Below are 18,010 nucleotides of genomic sequence, written 5' to 3' on the forward strand. Positions count from 1 at the left end.
CAAAGGAAACACATGACAGCTGCCAGCGTCGTCCTCGCCGGCGGAGGAACTGCCGGGCACATCAGCCCGATGCTCGCCATCGCCTCCGCCATCGAACGGCTCGACACATCGGTGAGCCAGTCGATGATCGGCACTGCCACGGGACTTGAAACGCGCCTGGTGCCCGCCGCCGGCTACGAACTCGACCTCATTGAGAAGGTCCCCTTCCCACGGAGGCCGAACCGCGACACCCTGAGCTTTCCCTCCCGTTTCGCCCAGGCGAGCCGAGAAGCCCAGAACATCCTGCGCAGGCGGGGAGCCGACGTCGTTGTGGGTGTGGGTGGATACGTATGCCCTCCCGTCTACCGTGCCGCGAAGAAGCTCGGTATTCCCGTAGTTGTCCACGAGGCGAACGCACGGCCCGGCCTAGCCAATAGGATTGGCGCCCGACAAGCTGCCTTTGTGGGAACGGCCTTTCAGGAGACCCCGCTCAAGGGGGCCACCCATGTGGGCATGCCGATGCCACGGCAGGTCTCGCAATTGGATCGTGAGCACATGCGCGTTCAAGCCCGCCAGGAGCTGGGCCTGCAGACTGATCGGACCACCTTGGTGGTCACCGGTGGGTCCTCCGGTGCGCAGAACCTCAATGCGGCAGTCGCCTCCGCACTGGAGGACCTGCTCAGCACCGGCGCGCAGGTCCTCCACCTGACCGGACAGGACAAGGAAGTCAGAGATGACACCGGCGCGCTCCTCGAGGCGGACGGATACCACCAGCGGGAGTACCTCGACGGGATGCACCTCGCCTATGCTGCTGCAGACCTGATCGTGGCTCGTGCCGGGGCGGCCACAGTATGCGAAGTCGCTGCCGTAGGCCTGCCGGCGGCATTCGTGCCACTTCCCATAGGCAACGGTGAGCAGGAGCTGAACGCTCGAGGCCTGGTCGATGCAGGAGGTGCACTCCTAGTCAAGGACGAACATTTCACCCGATCCTGGATCGGACGCAACCTTTTGCCCCTTCTGGAAGATCCCCGACTTCTGGGCACCATGCAGAAGCAGTCCGCCGCCCGCGGTATCACTGACGCCGATGAGCGTATGGCTCGTGCGGCTCTGGAGGCGGCTGCCAAATGAGCCTTGACTCTCTTGGCCGCGTCCACTTCCTCGGCCTAGCCGGCGTCGGGGTTTCCGCAGTCGCGCGGCTGATGCTTGCAGCCGGGGTGCCCATCTCCGGAACCGACGCCAAGGAACTGCCCGTGCTCGATGAGTTCAGGGCAGCCGGTGTTCCCGTCAGGGTCGGATACAGCGCGGAAAACCTCAGCTCCTTGGAAACTGAGACGGGTTCGACCATCAGCACCGTCGTCGCCTCCTCCGTGGCCACCGCCGGTAACCCCGAGTACGACGCCGCGGCAGCAGCTGGCGTGCGCCTGCTGCACCGTTCAGAGGGCCTGGCTGCCTGTATGGAGGACAAGCAGGCGATCGCGGTCGCAGGAACCCATGGCAAGACCACCACAAGCTCTATGACGGCCATCATGCTCCACGGCGCCGGGTGCGATCCCAGCTTCGCGATAGGTGCCAATGTGGCCGGGTTTGGAACGAACGCCAGATTAGGAGCAGGGGAGTGGTTCGTCGCTGAGGCCGATGAGTCGGACGGGTCTCTGCTGAACTACTCAACGGCGATCTCCGTGGTGACCAATGTCGAACCCGACCACCTAGACCACTACGGAACCGCCGAGGCGGTAGAACAAGTCTTCATTGACTTCACCGAACGCATCCAGGAATCTGGAGCGCTCGTGCTCTGCCTGGACGATCCCGGAGCCCGCGACCTACTCCACCGGGTCCAACAGCCCCTCACAGAACGCGGGGTGCGGATCCTGACCTATGGCACGTCCCAGGATGCCGACCTCACACTCAGTGCTGTCACCCCATCTGGGTTTCGGCAGGAAAGCGTCCTGACGCTTGGCGCAGATACGGACCGGCCGCAGCCGCGCAGCGCCAGTATGGTGTTGCAGGTTCCAGGGCTGCACAACGCCCTCAACGCCACCGCAGCGGTGGCGGTAGGGATCGCGGCAGGCCTTGACCTTGAGCGGTGCACGGCCGCACTGGGACGGTTCAGCGGAAGCTCCAGAAGGTTCGAACTTCGCGGCGAGGTCAATGGTGTGGCGGTCTACGACGACTACGCCCACCACCCCACAGAAGTTGCCGCTGTACTGAGCGGGGCCCGCAGTGCGACAACGGGAAAAGTGCACGCTGTCTTTCAACCCCACCTGTTCAGTCGCACACGGGACTTTGCCGCAGACTTCGGCGCCGCCCTCAACGCCGCAGATACTGCCATCGTGCTGGACATCTACCCTGCGCGTGAGAAGCCCATTGTGGGAGTCACCGCAGAACTGCTCGGCCACCCGGTGCTCAGCCGGTCTGAGGCTGCCGCCGCAGTTGCCAACGCGGCTGAACCCGGAGATATCGTTCTCACCATCGGAGCTGGAGACGTCACCTACCTGGCTACCGAGATAGTGAAAGTACTGCAGGAGCCCACAAGGTGACGCTGGACCCTGAGGCCGCTCTCGAGTTCCCTGAACCCGAGGCGGTCGGAGCTAGGCGACGGCGTCGTCGTTATCTCATGAGCCTGGCAGCAGCCTTCCTCGGCCTACTGGCGGTGGTCGCCACGATCTACTTCTCACCGCTTTTTCCCTTACGCACTATCGAAGTCCAGGGCAATGAGCTGCTCACCGACCAGCAGGCAGATGAACTGCTCTCTGACCTTTATGGCCAGCCGGTGGCACAGGTCGGCACCGGCGAGGTCCACGAGCGGCTCGATGCGGAGAACGTTGTGGCAGAGGTCTCGAGTCGGATCGAGCTACCCGGCACCTTGCATGTCGAGATTGTTGAGCACCCCCCTGTGGCAGAGGTCCACCAAGACGGGGATGTCCTGCTGTACTCCGATCTCGGAGAAGTCATCCGTACGTTCGCAGGCGCGGAACAGTTGGAGGCCGAGGACTATGCGACTCCGGAGATATCCTCTGAGGCCGCCCTGGAAGATGAGGCCGTCTTCGGCACCATCGTCTCCGTGCTCGGAGAACTGCCACCCGATGCGCGATCCCAACTTGACTCAGCAACAGCCGATTCGATCGATTCCGTCCAACTGGAACTAGCGGATGGGCGAACCGTCGTCTGGGGGTCCGATGACCGCGGAGAAGAGAAGGCCGTGGTCCTGCAGTCCATCCTCGGCTCCTCTGAGGAAGCCTTCCAGGAGGCTGACATCATCGACATATCCACGCCGTCAACTCCGGTTACGCGGTGAGAGCTGACCTCGCGGGTAGGCTGGGGACACAACTGAAGATCGCCGCACCCCCTGATCAGCTAAGGTTCAAGCTCAACTTGAACCTTGCTGACGGTACCTGCGGAGCAGAAGAATGAGCCCTGTTACGAAGACTCCCGGCCGGTGAGAGGCACGTCGAGTCGACGTCTCCGGTGCACAGGCTTCCCGAGGCACCCGCGAACTGCCTCGGTAGGTACCGAACGCACTGGAGACGGGGAAGACAGTGAGGAGTCGTTCTCGGCTTCGCTCACCGGCGGGGGTCTTCGTGCATCTGTGACTTTTCAACAGCTAAGGGACAAACACACGTGGCTACACCGAGCAATTACCTCGCCGTGATTAAGGTCGTCGGCATAGGCGGCGGCGGCGTCAACGCCGTCAACCGCATGATCGAAGTCGGTTTGCGCGGCGTGGAGTTCATCGCCATCAATACAGACGCCCAGGCGCTACTGATGTCTGACGCCGACGTCAAACTCGATGTGGGTCGCGAGCTGACCCGCGGACTCGGGGCCGGCGCCAACCCTGAGGTGGGCCGACAGGCTGCAGAGGACCACACCGAGGAGATCGAAGAAGTTCTCCGAGGTGCCGATATGGTTTTCGTCACCGCAGGTGAGGGAGGCGGCACCGGAACGGGCGGCGCCCCCGTGGTGGCACGGATCGCCCGCAGCCTGGGAGCGCTGACCATCGGAGTCGTCACCAGGCCGTTCACCTTCGAAGGACGCCGGCGCGCGAGCAGCGCTGAGGCTGGTATTGAAGGGCTGCGCGATGAAGTCGACACCCTCATCGTCATCCCCAACGATCGCCTGCTCTCCATCTCGGACAAAAACGTCTCCGTCCTGGACGCTTTCCGCTCCGCAGACCAAGTCCTGCTTTCCGGTGTCCAAGGCATCACTGACCTGATCACCACCCCCGGTCTGATCAACCTCGACTTCGCAGACGTGAAGTCAGTCATGCAGGGGGCTGGCTCAGCTCTGATGGGCATCGGTTCCGCCAACGGTGAGGACCGCGCGGTGAAGGCTGCTGAACTTGCGATCGCTTCACCCCTGCTGGAAGCCAGCATTGACGGTGCCCACGGTGTGCTGCTCTCTATCCAAGGCGGCTCGGACCTCGGTCTCTTCGAGATCAACGAGGCTGCACGGCTGGTCCAGGAAGTCGCGCACCCCGAGGCGAACATCATCTTCGGTGCTGTGATCGACGACGCTTTGGGAGATGAGGCACGGGTCACGGTCATCGCCGCCGGGTTCGACCAGGCAGATGTGACATCAAAGCCCGCCGCCCCCGCTGCTCCAGCTCAGCCACAGCGGCCTGTTGCCCCGGTCGCTGGAGCCACTGCAGGTGCCTACGCCGCCTCTGCGGGCTCTCAGGACACCGCGCCTCAGAGTCGTACCTCCCCAGATGCGGCCCAGGAGCGATCGGAAGAAAAGCTCCCCGAGATCGTTGAGTCTGACTACACCGGTAAGAACGACGACGACCTCGACGTTCCCGATTTCCTCAAGTAGAACGCCTCCGGCGCCGGGAACGCGAGCTGACTTGGTGTCAACACTCTGGTGGCAGGACCGCAGCGGGCGAGTGAGTCTGGGGTTCACCTCAGTTGAAGTTGGAAACTTGGCACATCATGTGGGCGACAGCAGTGATGCCGCGGTCAACCGTGGCACACTCGAAAGTCAGCTGAGTCTGCCCCAGGGCTCGTTCCGGTACCTCAACCAGGTCCATTCGGCGAACGTCATAGATGCCTCCACAGCTGATTCGATCCCGACCGGTGACGCCTGGATCTCCACCGACGGGTCCCATCCGCTGGCGATCATGGTGGCCGACTGCCTGCCTGTGCTGTTCATCGCCCGCAATGGTGGAGGCAGCCAGCTGACAGCAGCCGCGCATGCAGGACGGCCTGGTCTTATCGGCGGGGTCCTCCAGAACACTGTCGCCGAGCTTCTGCGTCATGGTGGCGACTCCGTTACCGCCTGGATTGGCCCTGGAGCCTGCGGCGCATGCTACGAGGTGCCCCAGGAGATGTTCGATGAACTCACCGACGGCAGACCTGCACTGGCCTCCACAACCCGCTGGGGCACACCTGCGTTGGACCTGCGCTCCGAAGCCCGCGCCATCTTGGAGTCCCTAGATGTCACGGTGGTTGATATCGACGGCTGCACGATTGAGGACCCGACGCTTTTCTCACATCGGGCCAGCCAACAGAGCGGAGCCCCGGAGGGGCGCATCGCCGGACTCATCTGGGCAGACAGCTAGCCGCGTTGGGACTAGTGAACAGAGGCCAAGTAGGCTGGACACCGTGGACTTCACAACTGCTTTTCGCTCCGCGGCTGACAACGCCGATGATCCTCGCACCCGCCAGTTGGCGCTGAACCTCGCCGCAGTCCACGAAAGAATCGACAAGGCAGTGGCCGCCTCCGGACGGACCGACCGCCCTGAACTTATTGTGGTGAGCAAATACTTCCCACCTGAAGATGTTCAGCGCCTGTTCGAACTTGGTGTCCGGGATATCGGAGAGAACAAAGACCAAGAAGCCGCGGCCAAAGCGGCCTCTGTGGCAGAGCTGCTTCAGGATAGAGACCGCAGGTCATCCCCTGAAGATCCTCACGACACAGCGTTGCGGTGGCACTTCATTGGGCAGCTGCAAACGAACAAGGCGAAGTCCGTTGTTCGCTACGCTCATTCTGTCCACTCTGCAGACCGTCCCAAACTGGTCAAAGCTCTGGACAACGCGGCCGAACGTGCCTCCGGGGAGGGAGTCCGCAGCCAACCGCTGGAAGTTCTCATCCAAGTGGACCTGCGCAGCCCTCTTCCTGAGGACCACCGCGGGGGCGCCTCCCCCACAGACATGCTGAGCCTCGCCGAGATCATCGCCTCCTGCGAGCACCTGCATCTCGGGGGCCTCATGGCAGTAGCTCCATTGGAGGAAGCGCCGGAACCTGCGTTCGCCAGGCTGGGAGAACTCGCTCAACTACTGGTGACTGAGCATCCAGTGGCTACGCAGATCTCTGCCGGGATGAGTCAGGACCTTGAAGCGGCGGTCAGCTGCGGAGCGACACGCCTACGCATCGGACGCGATGTCCTCGGTGAGCGGCCCCACCACTAGTAATGTCGGGATCGCGACACAACCATAACCTTCCCCAGGAGCTTGAACCATGGCCGGTGCATTCAAGAAAACAATGATCTACCTCGGTTTAGCCGATGGTGACGACTACAACGAAGACAGCTTCGGCAGCGAGGAACGACCCTCGTCCCGCCACGCCGCATCATCCGGTGGTACTGCCACCACAACACGCCCAGCACCTGCGGCCGCTCAGCCTACAGGTGCGGTGGTGTCACTGGCGGATCGCGCCGCAGCAACGACTCCTGACAGCAGCGACGACGCTGACCCGGCAGGCTCGTACAACAGCACCAACCTTGCGGTGGCCCCGGACTACCGGGCCCCAGTAACCCCCATCAAGCGTGCACCCTCCTCTCGGGACGAAAGCTCAGAAATGCGAAAGATCACCACTGTTCACCCCCGCTCCTACAATGACGCCAAAATCATCGGTGAGTCCTTCCGCGAGGACATCCCCGTCATTATGAACGTCACGGAGATGGGTGAGGGCGAAGCCAAGCGCCTTGTGGACTTCGCGGCGGGCCTCGTTTTCGGTCTCGGCGGGTCCATCGAACGGGTCACCAACAAAGTGTTCCTCCTGACTCCTCGCAACGTAGAAGTTGTCGCCGAGGAGAAGGCCGCAGCTGAGCCTGAAACGAACGCCAAGTTCTTCAACCAGTCCTGACACAAGATTGTGAAGATGGCTCAAACGGGTTCGCTGAGGTAGCCTGAGCACCCGTGGACCTCATCACTGCACCCCTCTATCTCGTCCTTACCGTCTATCAGTTTGCCCTGATCATTCGGATTATCTTCAACATCACGGAGTCATACGCGCGGAACTGGCGACCAAAGGGCCTGGTGCTCATGCTGGCGGTCGGTATCTACGCTGTGACTGACCCGCCATTGCGCTGGTTGAACCGCAAGATTCCACCCCTGAACCTCGGTGGTGTCTCGCTGGATATGGCGTTCATCATCGTGTTCTTGGCCGTTGTGATCGCCAAATCTCTGATTGCCGGTTTCGCCTGATCTGTGAACCCAGACGTTCCCAGTGAAGCCTGACTTGAAGGTTCGGGTCGAAGCGGCCAAAGTTGGCTGGGTATTGTGTGGGATGAGACGCTTTTATGCCACAACCTGCCACTGACAATGAGGTGACGCTTTCCATGGCTCTGATGCCAGATGACCTCCTGAACAAGGAGTTTCCGGAGACCAAATTCCGCCCTGGGTACGACAAGGACGAGGTCGACGACTTTCTCGATGAGGTGGTCGTCGAATGGCGCCGTCTGATTCAGGAGAACGAGGAGCTGCGGGCAGAGAACGCCACGTTGCAAGAGCAGCTCGACGGTAGCGACTACGTCGAGCCCGATGAGCTCAAAGACGCAGGTCTCTCCGGCTACGCCGGTACCTCCGCAGAGGTCACCGGAACATTCGAATCCGTTGACGATGACGCCGCAGCGGTGCCCGACACGCCGGAGTCCGACCAGGACCACACACAGTCTGTGACCCCGCAGGGCGACCCCAACGTCACCGCATACCCGGAGTACGCGCTCGGCACCCGACCAGCACAGGAACGCCCAGAAGCGCAACCGGACACATCCGCCGGAGGCCCAGCGGCCGAGGCAGCCGGTGTGCTTGCCATGGCGCAGAAGCTTCACGATCAGTACGTCGCTGAGGGCGAAGAGAACCGTGCAGCATCGATCGCCGAAGGTCAGTCAAAGCGCGCTGAGCTCATCCATGAAGGTGAAACAACCAAGGAAGAACTCATCAATGAGGGCACATCCAAGCGTGCCGAACTGATCGCAGACGGTGAGCAGACTCGCGCTGAGTACATCGCCGAAGGTGAAGCCAAACGCTCCGAGCTGCTCACCGACGCTGAGACTCGCGCTGAGTCCATGATCGAAGAGGCCGAACTGACTTCCACTCGCACCCTCAACGCACTGGAGCGGAAGAAGGGCGACCTGGAGGCTCGAGTGAGCGAACTCACCGGCTTCGAACGTGACTACCGCGCCCGGTTGAAGGACTACATTGAGAATCAGCTGGCAGAGCTGAATTCCCAAGGAACTATCGAAAAAGAGACGTCAGGCTAAATCCGCGCTCTCGATCATAGAAGAAGGGGACTCCCATGTTGGGGGTCCCTTTCTTGCGTGCTGAGGGCATAGACGTGCTTGTAGACTCGACAGGTGCCATCAGCCGAATCTCCTTCCCAGCCTGACCCGGAAAACGCGACTACGCCCCAGCCCCGGACCAAAGGGCCTCGCCGCGGCGTCGCCATCGGTGTTGCTTGTCTCATCGCACTCAGTGCGTGGCTGCTGGACCAGGCCACCAAACTATGGGTGGAAAGAACTATGGAGATCGGCCAACAGCTGGACGCGATCCCACCGGTGCTGTACTGGCGCTATCACCTCAACCCAGGTGCCGCATTCTCCATGGGGACCGATCACACGTGGGTCTTCACGATTATTCAGGCCATCGTGTTGAGCGTCGGTCTGTTCTATCTGTTCCGACTGGGGGGGTCATGGTTGTGGACACTCGGGCTGGGCGGACTGATCGGTGGAGTCGCCGGGAACTTGACGGACAGGCTCTTCCGGGCGCCTTCCCTCGTGGATGGAACCTTCGAACAGTTCGGCCAGGGTCACGTGGTGGATATGATCGCGGTGCCGCATTTTGCGGTATTCAATGTCGCGGACAGCTTCATCGTCTTTTCCATTATTGGGCTGTGCGCCATGATGTTATTCGGTCTGAACCTGGACGGCACTCGAGACGTTAAGAACACATCCGCACCCGAAGACACAGAGGCAAACTGATGACTGAATACTCCGTTCCAGCAGAGCTGGCTGGGAAACGGGCTGACGCCGTCGTGGCGGGCGTCAGTGGGGTTTCCCGGACCGAGGCAGCTGGGTGGATTGCCGACGGCAGAGTCACCTGGGCCCAGTACCGGACTCAGGGTCGGGAGGCAGGTGTGCCGGTGAAGAAGTCGGAAAGGCTCCACGAAGGCGCCCAGATTGCGGTCCATGAGCCAGATCCAGTCGACCTGACCGATATTAAGGCGGAATCCGTGCAAGATATGACGCTGCTGTATGAGGACGACGACCTTGTGGCAGTCAACAAGCCGGTAGGTGTGGCCGCGCACCCCTCTCCGGGGTGGCGGGGTGCCACGGTCATCGGAGGGCTATTGGCACAGGGCGTCAACATCTCCACCTCAGGGGCTCAGGAACGCCGCGGGATCGTGCACCGACTAGACGTTGGAACCTCCGGAGTGATGGTGGTGGCGAAGACTGAGCGGGCCTACAGCGTGCTCAAAGACGCCTTCCGTGACCGGACCCCGGCAAAGACTTACCACGCACTCGTTCAGGGACTTCCAGATCCACATGAGGGAACTATCGACGCCCCCATCGGCCGCCACCCCGGACATGACTGGAGGTTCGCGGTTATGGAGGGCGGACGTGAGGCTCGCACCCACTACGAGCTCATCGAGGCCTATGGACGTGTCAGCCTGATGAACATCCGCCTAGAAACTGGGCGGACACACCAAATCCGTGTGCACTTTGCAGCGCTCGGGCATCCCTGTGCTGGTGATCTGACCTATGGTGCTGATCCACATCTGGCCGCTGATCTGGGGCTCACTCGGCAGTGGCTGCACGCCTTTGAACTGGGCATAGATCACCCGGTCGGCGGTGAAAGGCTGACTATCCGCAGCGACTATCCGCAGGATCTTACTGAGGCACTGCGCATCTTGGAGGGCTAGGAGAGCTTATGGTTGAGAACTTCGTCCACCTGCACAACCACACCGAGTACTCGATGCTTGACGGTGCCGCCAAGATCGATGACATGTTCGCACGAACAGAGGAACTGGGGATGCCGGCGGTTGCCATGACCGACCATGGGTTCCTTTTCGGCGCCTACGAGTTCTGGAAGACCGCGCAGAACTACGACGTGAAACCCATCATTGGGCTCGAAGCCTATTTGACCCCTGGCACTCATCGTTCGGAACGGAAAAGAGTGCGCTGGGGCGAAGGGTCAGTGGGTGAGAAGGACGTCTCCGGCGGCGGTGCCTACACCCATATGACGATGTGGGCGCAGAACACCGAGGGTATGCACAACCTCTTCCGGCTCGGCTCGCGAGCCTCCGTGGAGGGCACCTTCTATAAGCCGCGCGCAGACCGGGAACTCCTCTCGGACTTCGGCAGAGGAATCATCGCTACGACAGGGTGCCCCTCCGGTGAGATTCAGACCAGACTGCACCTGGGCCAGTATGAAGAGGCTAAGCGGGCAGCCGGCGAATTTGAAGAGATTTTCGGCAAAGGTAACTTCTACTGCGAACTGATGGACCACGGCCTGCCGATCGAGCGCCGAGTTCGCCAGGACCTTCTGCAACTGTCCAAAGATCTGAACCTCCCCCTGGTGGCCACCAATGACCTCCACTACACGCATCAGCACGACCATAAGGCGCACGGCGCTCTGCTGTGCTTACAGACCGGTGCGACTCTGGATGACCCCAACAGGTTCAAGTTCGATGCTGAAGAGTTCTATCTCAAGTCTCCAGCCGAGATGCGCCACCTGTTCCGTGAGGTGCCTGAGGCCTGCGACAACACGCTCGAGATCGCAGAGCGTTGTGAGGTCACGTTCGATGAGAACGCCTCCTATATGCCCAGGTTCCCTGTCCCAGAAGGCGAGACAGAAGAGTCCTGGTTCATCAAAGAGGTAGAGAAAGGGCTGCACTACCGCTTCCCGGACGGCATCTCAGAGGAAACCCGGGAGCAGGCCCGGTACGAAATCGGCGTGATTACCCAGATGGGCTTCCCCGGTTACTTCTTGGTCGTGGCAGACTTCATCAACTGGGCTAAGGAGAACGGCATCCGAGTCGGTCCCGGTCGTGGGTCCGGGCCAGGCTCAATGGTCGCCTATGCCATGCGCATCACTGACCTCGACCCCTTGCAGCACGGGCTGATCTTTGAACGGTTCCTGAACCCTGACCGCGTGTCCATGCCCGACTTCGATGTGGATTTCGATGATCGTCGCCGCAGTGAAGTTATTGACTACGTGGTCAAGAAATACGGCGATGAGCGCGTGGCCATGATCGTGACCTACGGCTCGATCAAATCCAAACAGGCCCTCAAAGACGCCGCCCGAGTCATGGGCGAACCTTTCCAAACTGGTGAGACGCTCACCAAAGCTATGCCGCCGGATCAGCAGGGAAAACCCATCCCACTGGCGGACATCCACGACAAAGACTCCAAACGGTACGCCGAAGCCGGCGAATTCCGTGAAATGGTCGACTCTGACCCTCGGCTGAAAGAGATCTTCGAGGTCGCCGTCGGACTGGAAGGCCTGAAGCGTCAGCCCGGTGTGCACGCCGCAGGTGTCATCATGTCCTCCGACCCACTGATCGACATTATCCCCCTGATGCGCCGTGAGCAGGATGGGGCGATCATCACGCAGTTCGACTACCCGATCTGTGAGTCGCTCGGCCTCATCAAGATGGACTTCCTGGGGTTGCGCAACCTCACCATCATCTCCGATGCACTGGAGAACATTCAGCTGAACAAAGGCGTCGAGATCGATCTGGAAACTCTGGATCTCAACGATCGTCCGTCCTACCAACTGCTCTCGCGCGGCGATACTCTGGGTGTGTTCCAACTCGACGGCTCTGGGCTGCGTTCACTGCTGCGGCAAATGCGCCCCGATAACTTCGAAGACATCTCCGCGACGATCGCCCTGTATCGACCCGGTCCGATGGGCGCGAACTCCCACACCAACTACGCCCTGCGCAAGAATGGTCAGCAGAAGGTCACTCCTATCCACGCGGAGCTCGAAGAGCCGCTGGCGGAGATTCTCAACACCACCTACGGTCTGATCATCTATCAGGAGCAGGTGATGGCCATTGCTCAGAAAGTCGCAGGCTATAGCCTCGGCCAGGCGGATATTCTGCGTCGGGCCATGGGTAAGAAGAAGAAGTCTGAACTAGACAAGCAAAAGGTCGGTTTCTTCGAAGGAATGGCAGCAAACGGGTACTCCGAGCAGGCATCCCAAACTCTCTGGGACATCCTGCTGCCGTTCTCCGACTACGCATTCAACAAGGCCCACTCTGCCGCCTATGGGCTCATCGCCTATTGGACGGCGTATCTGAAGGCCAACTACCCGGCTGAATACATGGCTGCATTGCTCACCAGTGTGGGAGAGAACCGCGATAAGCTCGCGATCTACCTCTCCGAATGTCGTCATATGGGGATTACGGTCACCGCTCCGAGCATCAACGAATCAGCACTGACCTTCACCCCAGTGGGGGACGACACCATCCGATTCGGCATGGGGGCAGTCCGAAACGTTGGAGCAAACGTCGTCGCCGGCATCGTCGATGCTCGCCAGGAGAAGGGCAAGTACACGTCCTTCGTGGACTTCTTCACCAAGGTCCCAGCACAGGTCTGCAATAAGCGCACTATGGATTCACTCATCAAGGCCGGAGGCTTCGACGAGCTCGGGCACACTCGCCGGTCCCTGGTGACCATCCATGAGTTGGCTGTCGACCAGGCGATCCGGCAGAAGAAAGACTCGGAGCAGTACGAGACAGATATTTTCGGTGCTTTTGCTGAAGCCGACGATGAACCCGGCGGAGGTTTCGAAGCCGTCAAGGTTCCTGAGCTGCCTGAATATGAGAAGAAGGACAAGCTGAACTTTGAGCGGGAAATGCTCGGACTCTATGTCTCTGATCACCCACTATCAGGCATGGAGCGCACGCTAGCCTCCCATGCAGACCGGTCGGTGCCCAGCGTGGTCAGTGAGGATGGACCACCGGACGGCGCCACAGTGACCATATGCGGCATGATCACCTCCCTGGCCCGCAAGATCGCAAAATCCGGCAACCCCTACGCGCGCGCCGAAATCGAGGACCTGACCGGATCTGTCGAAGTGATGTTCTTCGGTAAGACCTACCAGGCAGTGTCGATGGTGCTCGCTGAGGATCTCATCGTCGCGGTCAAGGGACAAGTGGACCGCCGCGAAGACGGGGGAGTGGTGCTCAAGGCGATGGACGTTACTGTTCCGGAGGTCACCGAAGATGGTGTGTCGGGGCCCGTCGTGGTGTCGATGCCGGTGCAGAAGGCAACCGAACGCATCATCACCGAACTGGGATCCACACTCCAGGCGCACCGGGGCACCTCGGACGTCCACATCAGGCTGCTGACAGGCGAGAAGGTCGAAGTCATGAAGCTGGGGGTGGCCTATCAAGTCTCTCCCTCACCGTCGCTGTACGGAGACCTCAAGGTCCTTCTGGGTCCCTCGTGCCTTGAGAGTTGAGCGCTCACCACTAGATGTTGAGTTGAACGAGTTGTTGGACACAATATGTAGTGGATAGACTGTGATGTGGGAGAGGAGGCCCACAAATGTTCTGCCCTTATTGCCGTCACGACTCATCTCGTGTGGTGGACTCAAGGACGCTGGAAGACGGATCCGGAATCCGCCGTCGTCGGCAGTGTCCGCAATGTTCTAAGCGTTTCACCACAGTGGAAACCACAAGTCTCAGTGTGATCAAGAGGTCCGGGGCGGCAGAGCCCTTCGACCGGTCCAAAGTGATCAATGGTGTGCGAAAAGCCTGCCAGGGCAGGCCCGTGACTCCTGATGATCTGGCAGTCCTGGCCCAGGAAGTCGAGGAAACGGTCCGCGCCTCCGGAAACGCAGAAATCGACGCCAATGACGTCGGTCTGGCTATTCTTGGTCCACTCAAAAGGCTCGACGTCGTCGCCTATATGAGATTCGCCTCCGTCTACAGGGGTTTCGAGAATCTCGACGACTTTGAGGCAGCTGTCGAAGAGCTTCGGAGGGAAGAGCTGGAACCGGAGGGCGTCGCAGCGAAAGTTGTTCAGCCGCGATTCGGATTCAGGTAGACTCTCAGACATACCGGTGGTGGTCTCTTCAGGGGAAGGTTGAGACCACCGCCGGTTTTCTTATCTCCGGCACTCCCTCAAGGCACGGCCCTAGCTCCCTGCCAAGTGGCGCAGACCAGCGATAGCCGCCTCCGGATCATCCGCGGAGTAAACCGCCGATCCCGCCACAAAGGTGTCAGCACCGGCTTCTGCAGCACGCAAGATGGTCTCGCTGTTGACGCCGCCGTCTACCTGGACGGCAATTCGGCCTCCGAGATCATCGGATGCTCGACGTGCCGCAGCGATCTTCGGCAGCATCTCATCCATAAAAGACTGCCCGCCGAAACCAGGTTCCACCGTCATGATCAGCAGCATGTCCAGCTCGCTGAGAAGTCCCAGGTGGGGTTCAAGGGCGGTCCCGGGTTTCATAGCCATGGCGGCTTTGGCCCCGTGCGACTTCAGATCCCGGGCAACCTGAACCGGCCGGACAGCCGCCTCCACGTGGAATGTCACTGACTCCGACCCAAGCTCCGCGTAAGCAGGCGCCCAGCGGTCAGCATCATCGATCATCAGATGCACGTCCAGCGGCAGAGCAGTCGCGGCGCGGATGGCTTGGACCACAGGCAGCCCGAGCGTCAGGTTGGGAACAAAATGATTGTCCATCACATCCACGTGGACGGCATCCGCCGAGGGAATGCGCGCAAGCTCGGAAGCAAGGTTCGCGAAGTCGGCGCTGAGAATGCTCGGGTGGATAGCGGTCATGGGGCCTCTTTTCTCAACAGGGCAAAAAACATGGCATCAGTTCCGTGGGTGTGAGGCCACAGCTGCACGCATTTGGCAGCCGTTTCACCAGTGGCCGCGGGACGTTTCTGGATCAAGTCTGCTCCTGCAGGCAGCGCCAGATCTTCCATGAGGACATGAGCATCCAACAGCTCAAGCTCCGGATGCCTCTTCAGCGTGTCCTCGACCTGAACCAGAGTTTCAGCAGGGTGCGGTGAACAGGTCACATAGGCCAGTAGGCCATCGTCTGCAAGGACTGCCGCAGCGGAATCGATCAGCTCCGCCTGCAGGATTGTCAGCTGAGCCAGATCCCCGGGCTGCCTTCTCCAGCGAGATTCAGGACGACGCCGCAGCGCACCTAATCCTGTACAGGGAGCATCCACAATGATCCGGTCGAATGTCTGACCCAATTCTCCGATGCTCTGTCCATCCCCAGTGCGGACCTCCCAAAAGTCTGAGTTGATCGGCTGCAGAGCCTTTCTGACCAGTTCAGCGCGATGCGGCGCAGGCTCGTTGGCAGTCAAGTGAACCTCGTAGTCCGCGGCGAGGCTAGCCAGCAGGGCGGCCTTGCCGCCTGGCCCTGCGCAGAGGTCGAGCCACTTTTCCCCGGGAGCTACGGCGGGTTCAGCCAGGGCCCGGGCGATCCATTGAGAGCCGATGTCCTGGACCCGGAGCACATTCTCCCGGACTCCGCTGAGCCGGCCGATGTCACCTCCCCGGAACACCGCTGCCCCATCAATGAGTTCGGAGCCCACCGCACCGGACTCTATGGCCAGCTGCAGGGCTTCGGGGCCGCTGGGCTCCGCGCCAGCGGGAATGCCCACCAGGTGAACTTCTGGGGCTGCGTTATCAGCTTCCAGCAGCTCTACCAGCTGATCCTCATACCCATGGAGCTTCAGCGACTGTCGCATCGCGCGTACGATCCAGCGTGGATGGGCATGACGCAGGGCGAGGGCCTCCAGGTCACCGAGGTCAGCGGTGAGGTCGTCCAACCATTCCTGCAGGGGCTTCGCCCCTACTTTTCGCAGGACGGCGTTCACCAACCCAGAAGGTCCTGCCCCGACCTGGTCGCGAACCAACGCTACTGTTTCATTAACTGCTGCGTGGTCGTCAACGCGCATGGCGAGCAGCTGATGAGTGCCTAGGCGCAGGGCGTTGAGCACTGGGGGATCCAGCTGCTCCAGCTCTCGGTCAACGTTCTGGCGAAGAATCGTGTCATACGTTCCCTGGGCACGAAGAGTGCCGTAGGTGAGTTCCGTGGCGAACGCGGCGTCGCGTTTATCCAGCTTGGCATGACGGATCTCCGTAGGCAGCACGAGGTTGGCGTACGCGTCATCGAGAGCCACTGCTCGCAGCACCCGGAACGCCGTCAGCCGAGCTGGGTCGGACCGCCGGGTGCGTCGAGAGGGAGCTGATTGGCTGAACTGGCGGTGTCCGCCGCGGTGCCGCTGGCGACCCTTCTCATTCCGGCGTTGTGAACCATCGCTCACCGTTGACCTCCCAGTAGTACGTCCTCGTGCTGGCCGCGGAGCCAGTCAGCAGCCGGCATCATCTGCTTCCCAGCCGGCTGCACCTCGGTAAGCACCACTCCAGCCCCGTCGCCTGTTGTCATGACGACTACCCGTTCACCCGAATGCCGATCGGAGGCCAGCAGGGAGACCTGCCCCGGGTCTCCGCCAGGACTGCCGTGAAAAGCGCGGGCCACTCCCAGCTTCACTCGGGATTCACCATTGAGGGTCCATGCACCGGGTTCAGGAATCGTCGCGTTGATCCGGTCAGCGACCTGAGGCGCTGCCGACCTCGGGTCAATGAAAGCGTCCTCGCGGGTGAGTTTCGGCGCGAATGACGGCTCGCCCACCTGGGGAACAGGAGACACTGAGCCTTCCACCAAACTAGGTAGTAGATCCAACAGCATGCGGCTTCCCAAGGTGGTGAGGTCCTCCAGCACCCTTCCGGCGGAGGCCAACTCCGGAATCTCATAAGTCCGTGCGGCGTGGACGGGGCCTGTGTCCATCCCCTTCTCCAGCTGGAAGATCGTGGCCGCCGTCGTGCGTTCGCCATTGAGAATGGCATGCTGAACCGGTGAGGCTCCGCGGTACTTGGGCAATTCTGAATAGTGAAGGTTCACCCAGCCCTGAGTGGGGACCTGCAGGGCTGGTTCAGGCAGCAGCGCTCCGTAGGCGACGACCACTCCGAGATCAGGCCGGAGTCTGCGGATCGCCTCTGTGACGTCATGATCGAGCTTCGATGCCTTCAGCAGAGGCAGCCCGGCGTCCCGGGCGACCTCAGCCACAGGGGAGGGGGTGAGCACTTTGCGCCGACCCACCGCGGCATCGGGCCGCGTCAGCACGCCCGCCACAGAGACGTCAGAGGTGATGAGTCCCATCAGGACATGGGCTGCGATCTTCGGGGTGCCAGCAAAGACTATTCCGCTCATGCCATCACTCCATTCCGTAACGCTCGGTAGGCATGTTTCTTATGCTCTCCGGTCAATCGGTCCAGAAAGAGCTTCCCATCCAGATGATCCAGTTCATGTTGCAAACAGGCTGCCAGCAGGCCGGTGGCTTCGATCCGCAGGCTCTCACCATCGGGGCCCACGCCGGTGAGCACGGCATGGGGGAAGCGTTCTACCGGGGCGTAGATTCCGCCAGGAACGGAAAGGCATCCCTCCCGGAGGACAGCGTCCGCATCCTCTTCCTCAGGACGGGGGACGAACGAGGGGCTTCCGGACCACGTGATTTCAGGGTTGATCACTGCACCTCGGGAGTCCTCCACATGCCATGTGAAGATCCGCAGGCTCACTCCCACCTGTGGTGCGGCGAGGCCGATGCCGTTGACGTGTTCCATCGTATGGTCCATGTTATGGATGAGCTGGCTGATGCGTTGGTCCGGGGTTCCGTCATTGAGCGGAACAGCAGAAGCAGGGCTGCGCAGGACCGGATCACCGATCTGCCGAATTTCGAGGACAGACATGTTCACCATTCTTTCATCACCGGAAGC

At 61.0% G+C, this 18,010-nt stretch carries 17 protein-coding genes; 13 read left to right on the forward strand and 4 right to left on the reverse strand.

Going from position 1 to position 18,010, the window contains the following annotated elements:
* Window positions 1–12 precede the first annotated feature (12 nt).
* The 13 genes from FEF26_RS05085 (at window position 13) to nrdR (ending at window position 14,251) form a co-directional block, all read left to right on the forward strand.
* Window positions 13–1,107: a UDP-N-acetylglucosamine--N-acetylmuramyl-(pentapeptide) pyrophosphoryl-undecaprenol N-acetylglucosamine transferase gene (locus FEF26_RS05085; protein WP_138252467.1), complete on the forward strand. Its 1,095-nt coding sequence runs from the start codon at window positions 13–15 to the stop codon at window positions 1,105–1,107.
* On the forward strand, window positions 1,104–2,516 hold the full coding sequence (gene murC / locus FEF26_RS05090) for a UDP-N-acetylmuramate--L-alanine ligase (RefSeq protein WP_138252468.1): 1,413 nt from the start codon (window positions 1,104–1,106) through the stop codon (window positions 2,514–2,516). The genes FEF26_RS05085 and murC overlap by 4 nt, the downstream gene beginning before the upstream one ends.
* Complete coding sequence (locus tag FEF26_RS05095; protein ID WP_138252469.1) at window positions 2,513–3,274, forward strand: cell division protein FtsQ/DivIB; 762 nt, start codon at window positions 2,513–2,515, stop codon at window positions 3,272–3,274. The genes murC and FEF26_RS05095 overlap by 4 nt, the downstream gene beginning before the upstream one ends.
* A gap of 323 nt (window positions 3,275–3,597) precedes the next feature.
* The gene (gene ftsZ, locus FEF26_RS05100) at window positions 3,598–4,788 is read left to right on the forward strand and encodes a cell division protein FtsZ (protein WP_138252470.1); all 1,191 of its coding nucleotides are present in this window, start codon (window positions 3,598–3,600) and stop codon (window positions 4,786–4,788) included.
* Entirely contained in the window at window positions 4,685–5,533 is an 849-nt protein-coding gene (locus FEF26_RS05105) for a purine nucleoside phosphorylase YfiH/LACC1 family protein (protein ID WP_138252471.1), read from the forward strand. Before ftsZ ends, FEF26_RS05105 begins: the two co-directional genes overlap by 104 nt.
* Before the next feature lie 43 nt (window positions 5,534–5,576).
* The gene (locus FEF26_RS05110; protein ID WP_166432922.1) at window positions 5,577–6,383 is read left to right on the forward strand and encodes a YggS family pyridoxal phosphate-dependent enzyme; all 807 of its coding nucleotides are present in this window, start codon (window positions 5,577–5,579) and stop codon (window positions 6,381–6,383) included.
* 49 nt (window positions 6,384–6,432) lie between these two features.
* On the forward strand, window positions 6,433–7,059 hold the full coding sequence (locus tag FEF26_RS05115; RefSeq protein WP_138252473.1) for a cell division protein SepF: 627 nt from the start codon (window positions 6,433–6,435) through the stop codon (window positions 7,057–7,059).
* Between the two features lie 53 nt (window positions 7,060–7,112).
* Entirely contained in the window at window positions 7,113–7,400 is a 288-nt protein-coding gene (locus FEF26_RS05120) for a YggT family protein (RefSeq protein ID WP_138252474.1), read from the forward strand.
* A 95-nt stretch (window positions 7,401–7,495) separates the two neighbouring features.
* Window positions 7,496–8,458 (forward strand): DivIVA domain-containing protein, encoded by a 963-nt coding sequence (locus FEF26_RS05125; RefSeq protein WP_243730423.1) that lies wholly within the window; start codon window positions 7,496–7,498, stop codon window positions 8,456–8,458.
* A gap of 93 nt (window positions 8,459–8,551) precedes the next feature.
* Window positions 8,552–9,175 (forward strand): signal peptidase II, encoded by a 624-nt coding sequence (lspA, locus tag FEF26_RS05130; RefSeq protein ID WP_243730424.1) that lies wholly within the window; start codon window positions 8,552–8,554, stop codon window positions 9,173–9,175.
* Complete coding sequence (locus FEF26_RS05135) at window positions 9,175–10,116, forward strand: RluA family pseudouridine synthase (protein WP_138252475.1); 942 nt, start codon at window positions 9,175–9,177, stop codon at window positions 10,114–10,116. Before lspA ends, FEF26_RS05135 begins: the two co-directional genes overlap by 1 nt.
* Window positions 10,117–10,124: 8 nt before the next feature.
* Window positions 10,125–13,664 (forward strand): DNA polymerase III subunit alpha, encoded by a 3,540-nt coding sequence (gene dnaE, locus FEF26_RS05140; protein WP_138252476.1) that lies wholly within the window; start codon window positions 10,125–10,127, stop codon window positions 13,662–13,664.
* A gap of 86 nt (window positions 13,665–13,750) precedes the next feature.
* Window positions 13,751–14,251, forward strand: a complete 501-nt coding sequence (nrdR, locus tag FEF26_RS05145; protein ID WP_138252477.1) for a transcriptional regulator NrdR — start codon at window positions 13,751–13,753, stop codon at window positions 14,249–14,251.
* Between the two features lie 90 nt (window positions 14,252–14,341).
* Here nrdR and rpe read toward each other — a convergent pair whose 3' ends face one another.
* Genes rpe through def form a run of 4 tightly spaced genes read right to left on the reverse strand, consistent with a single transcriptional unit; the run spans window position 14,342 to window position 17,983 of the window.
* Window positions 14,342–14,992 carry a ribulose-phosphate 3-epimerase gene (rpe, locus tag FEF26_RS05150; RefSeq protein WP_138252478.1) on the reverse strand — a complete coding sequence of 217 codons (651 nt, stop codon included), beginning with the start codon at window positions 14,990–14,992 and terminating at the stop codon, window positions 14,342–14,344.
* Entirely contained in the window at window positions 14,989–16,500 is a 1,512-nt protein-coding gene (locus FEF26_RS05155; RefSeq protein WP_243730425.1) for an RsmB/NOP family class I SAM-dependent RNA methyltransferase, read from the reverse strand. Before FEF26_RS05155 ends, rpe begins: the two co-directional genes overlap by 4 nt.
* Window positions 16,497–17,447, reverse strand: coding sequence for a methionyl-tRNA formyltransferase (fmt, locus tag FEF26_RS05160; protein ID WP_138252480.1), 951 nt, complete (start codon window positions 17,445–17,447; stop codon window positions 16,497–16,499). The genes FEF26_RS05155 and fmt overlap by 4 nt, the downstream gene beginning before the upstream one ends.
* Window positions 17,444–17,983, reverse strand: coding sequence for a peptide deformylase (gene def / locus FEF26_RS05165; protein ID WP_138252481.1), 540 nt, complete (start codon window positions 17,981–17,983; stop codon window positions 17,444–17,446). Before def ends, fmt begins: the two co-directional genes overlap by 4 nt.
* Window positions 17,984–18,010: the final 27 nt, after the last annotated feature.

The sequence above is a fragment of the Nesterenkonia salmonea genome (assembly GCF_005771525.1).
In the GTDB taxonomy this organism is placed as follows: Bacteria; Actinomycetota; Actinomycetes; order Actinomycetales; family Micrococcaceae; genus Nesterenkonia; species Nesterenkonia salmonea.

Excerpts from the sequence above, each read along its gene's own strand:
- FEF26_RS05125 (WP_243730423.1), top strand. The coding sequence starts at position 7,496 with ATGCCACAACCTGCCACTGACAATGAGGTGACGCTTTCCATGGCTCTG.
- FEF26_RS05115 (WP_138252473.1), top strand. The coding sequence starts at position 6,433 with ATGGCCGGTGCATTCAAGAAAACAATGATCTACCTCGGTTTAGCCGAT.
- fmt (WP_138252480.1), bottom strand. The coding sequence starts at position 17,447 with ATGAGCGGAATAGTCTTTGCTGGCACCCCGAAGATCGCAGCCCATGTC.
- nrdR (WP_138252477.1), top strand. The coding sequence starts at position 13,751 with ATGTTCTGCCCTTATTGCCGTCACGACTCATCTCGTGTGGTGGACTCA.
- rpe (WP_138252478.1), bottom strand. The coding sequence starts at position 14,992 with ATGACCGCTATCCACCCGAGCATTCTCAGCGCCGACTTCGCGAACCTT.
- def (WP_138252481.1), bottom strand. The coding sequence starts at position 17,983 with ATGTCTGTCCTCGAAATTCGGCAGATCGGTGATCCGGTCCTGCGCAGC.
- FEF26_RS05105 (WP_138252471.1), top strand. The coding sequence starts at position 4,685 with ATGCGGCCCAGGAGCGATCGGAAGAAAAGCTCCCCGAGATCGTTGAGT.
- FEF26_RS05135 (WP_138252475.1), top strand. The coding sequence starts at position 9,175 with ATGACTGAATACTCCGTTCCAGCAGAGCTGGCTGGGAAACGGGCTGAC.
- FEF26_RS05085 (WP_138252467.1), top strand. The coding sequence starts at position 13 with ATGACAGCTGCCAGCGTCGTCCTCGCCGGCGGAGGAACTGCCGGGCAC.
- dnaE (WP_138252476.1), top strand. The coding sequence starts at position 10,125 with ATGGTTGAGAACTTCGTCCACCTGCACAACCACACCGAGTACTCGATG.
- murC (WP_138252468.1), top strand. The coding sequence starts at position 1,104 with ATGAGCCTTGACTCTCTTGGCCGCGTCCACTTCCTCGGCCTAGCCGGC.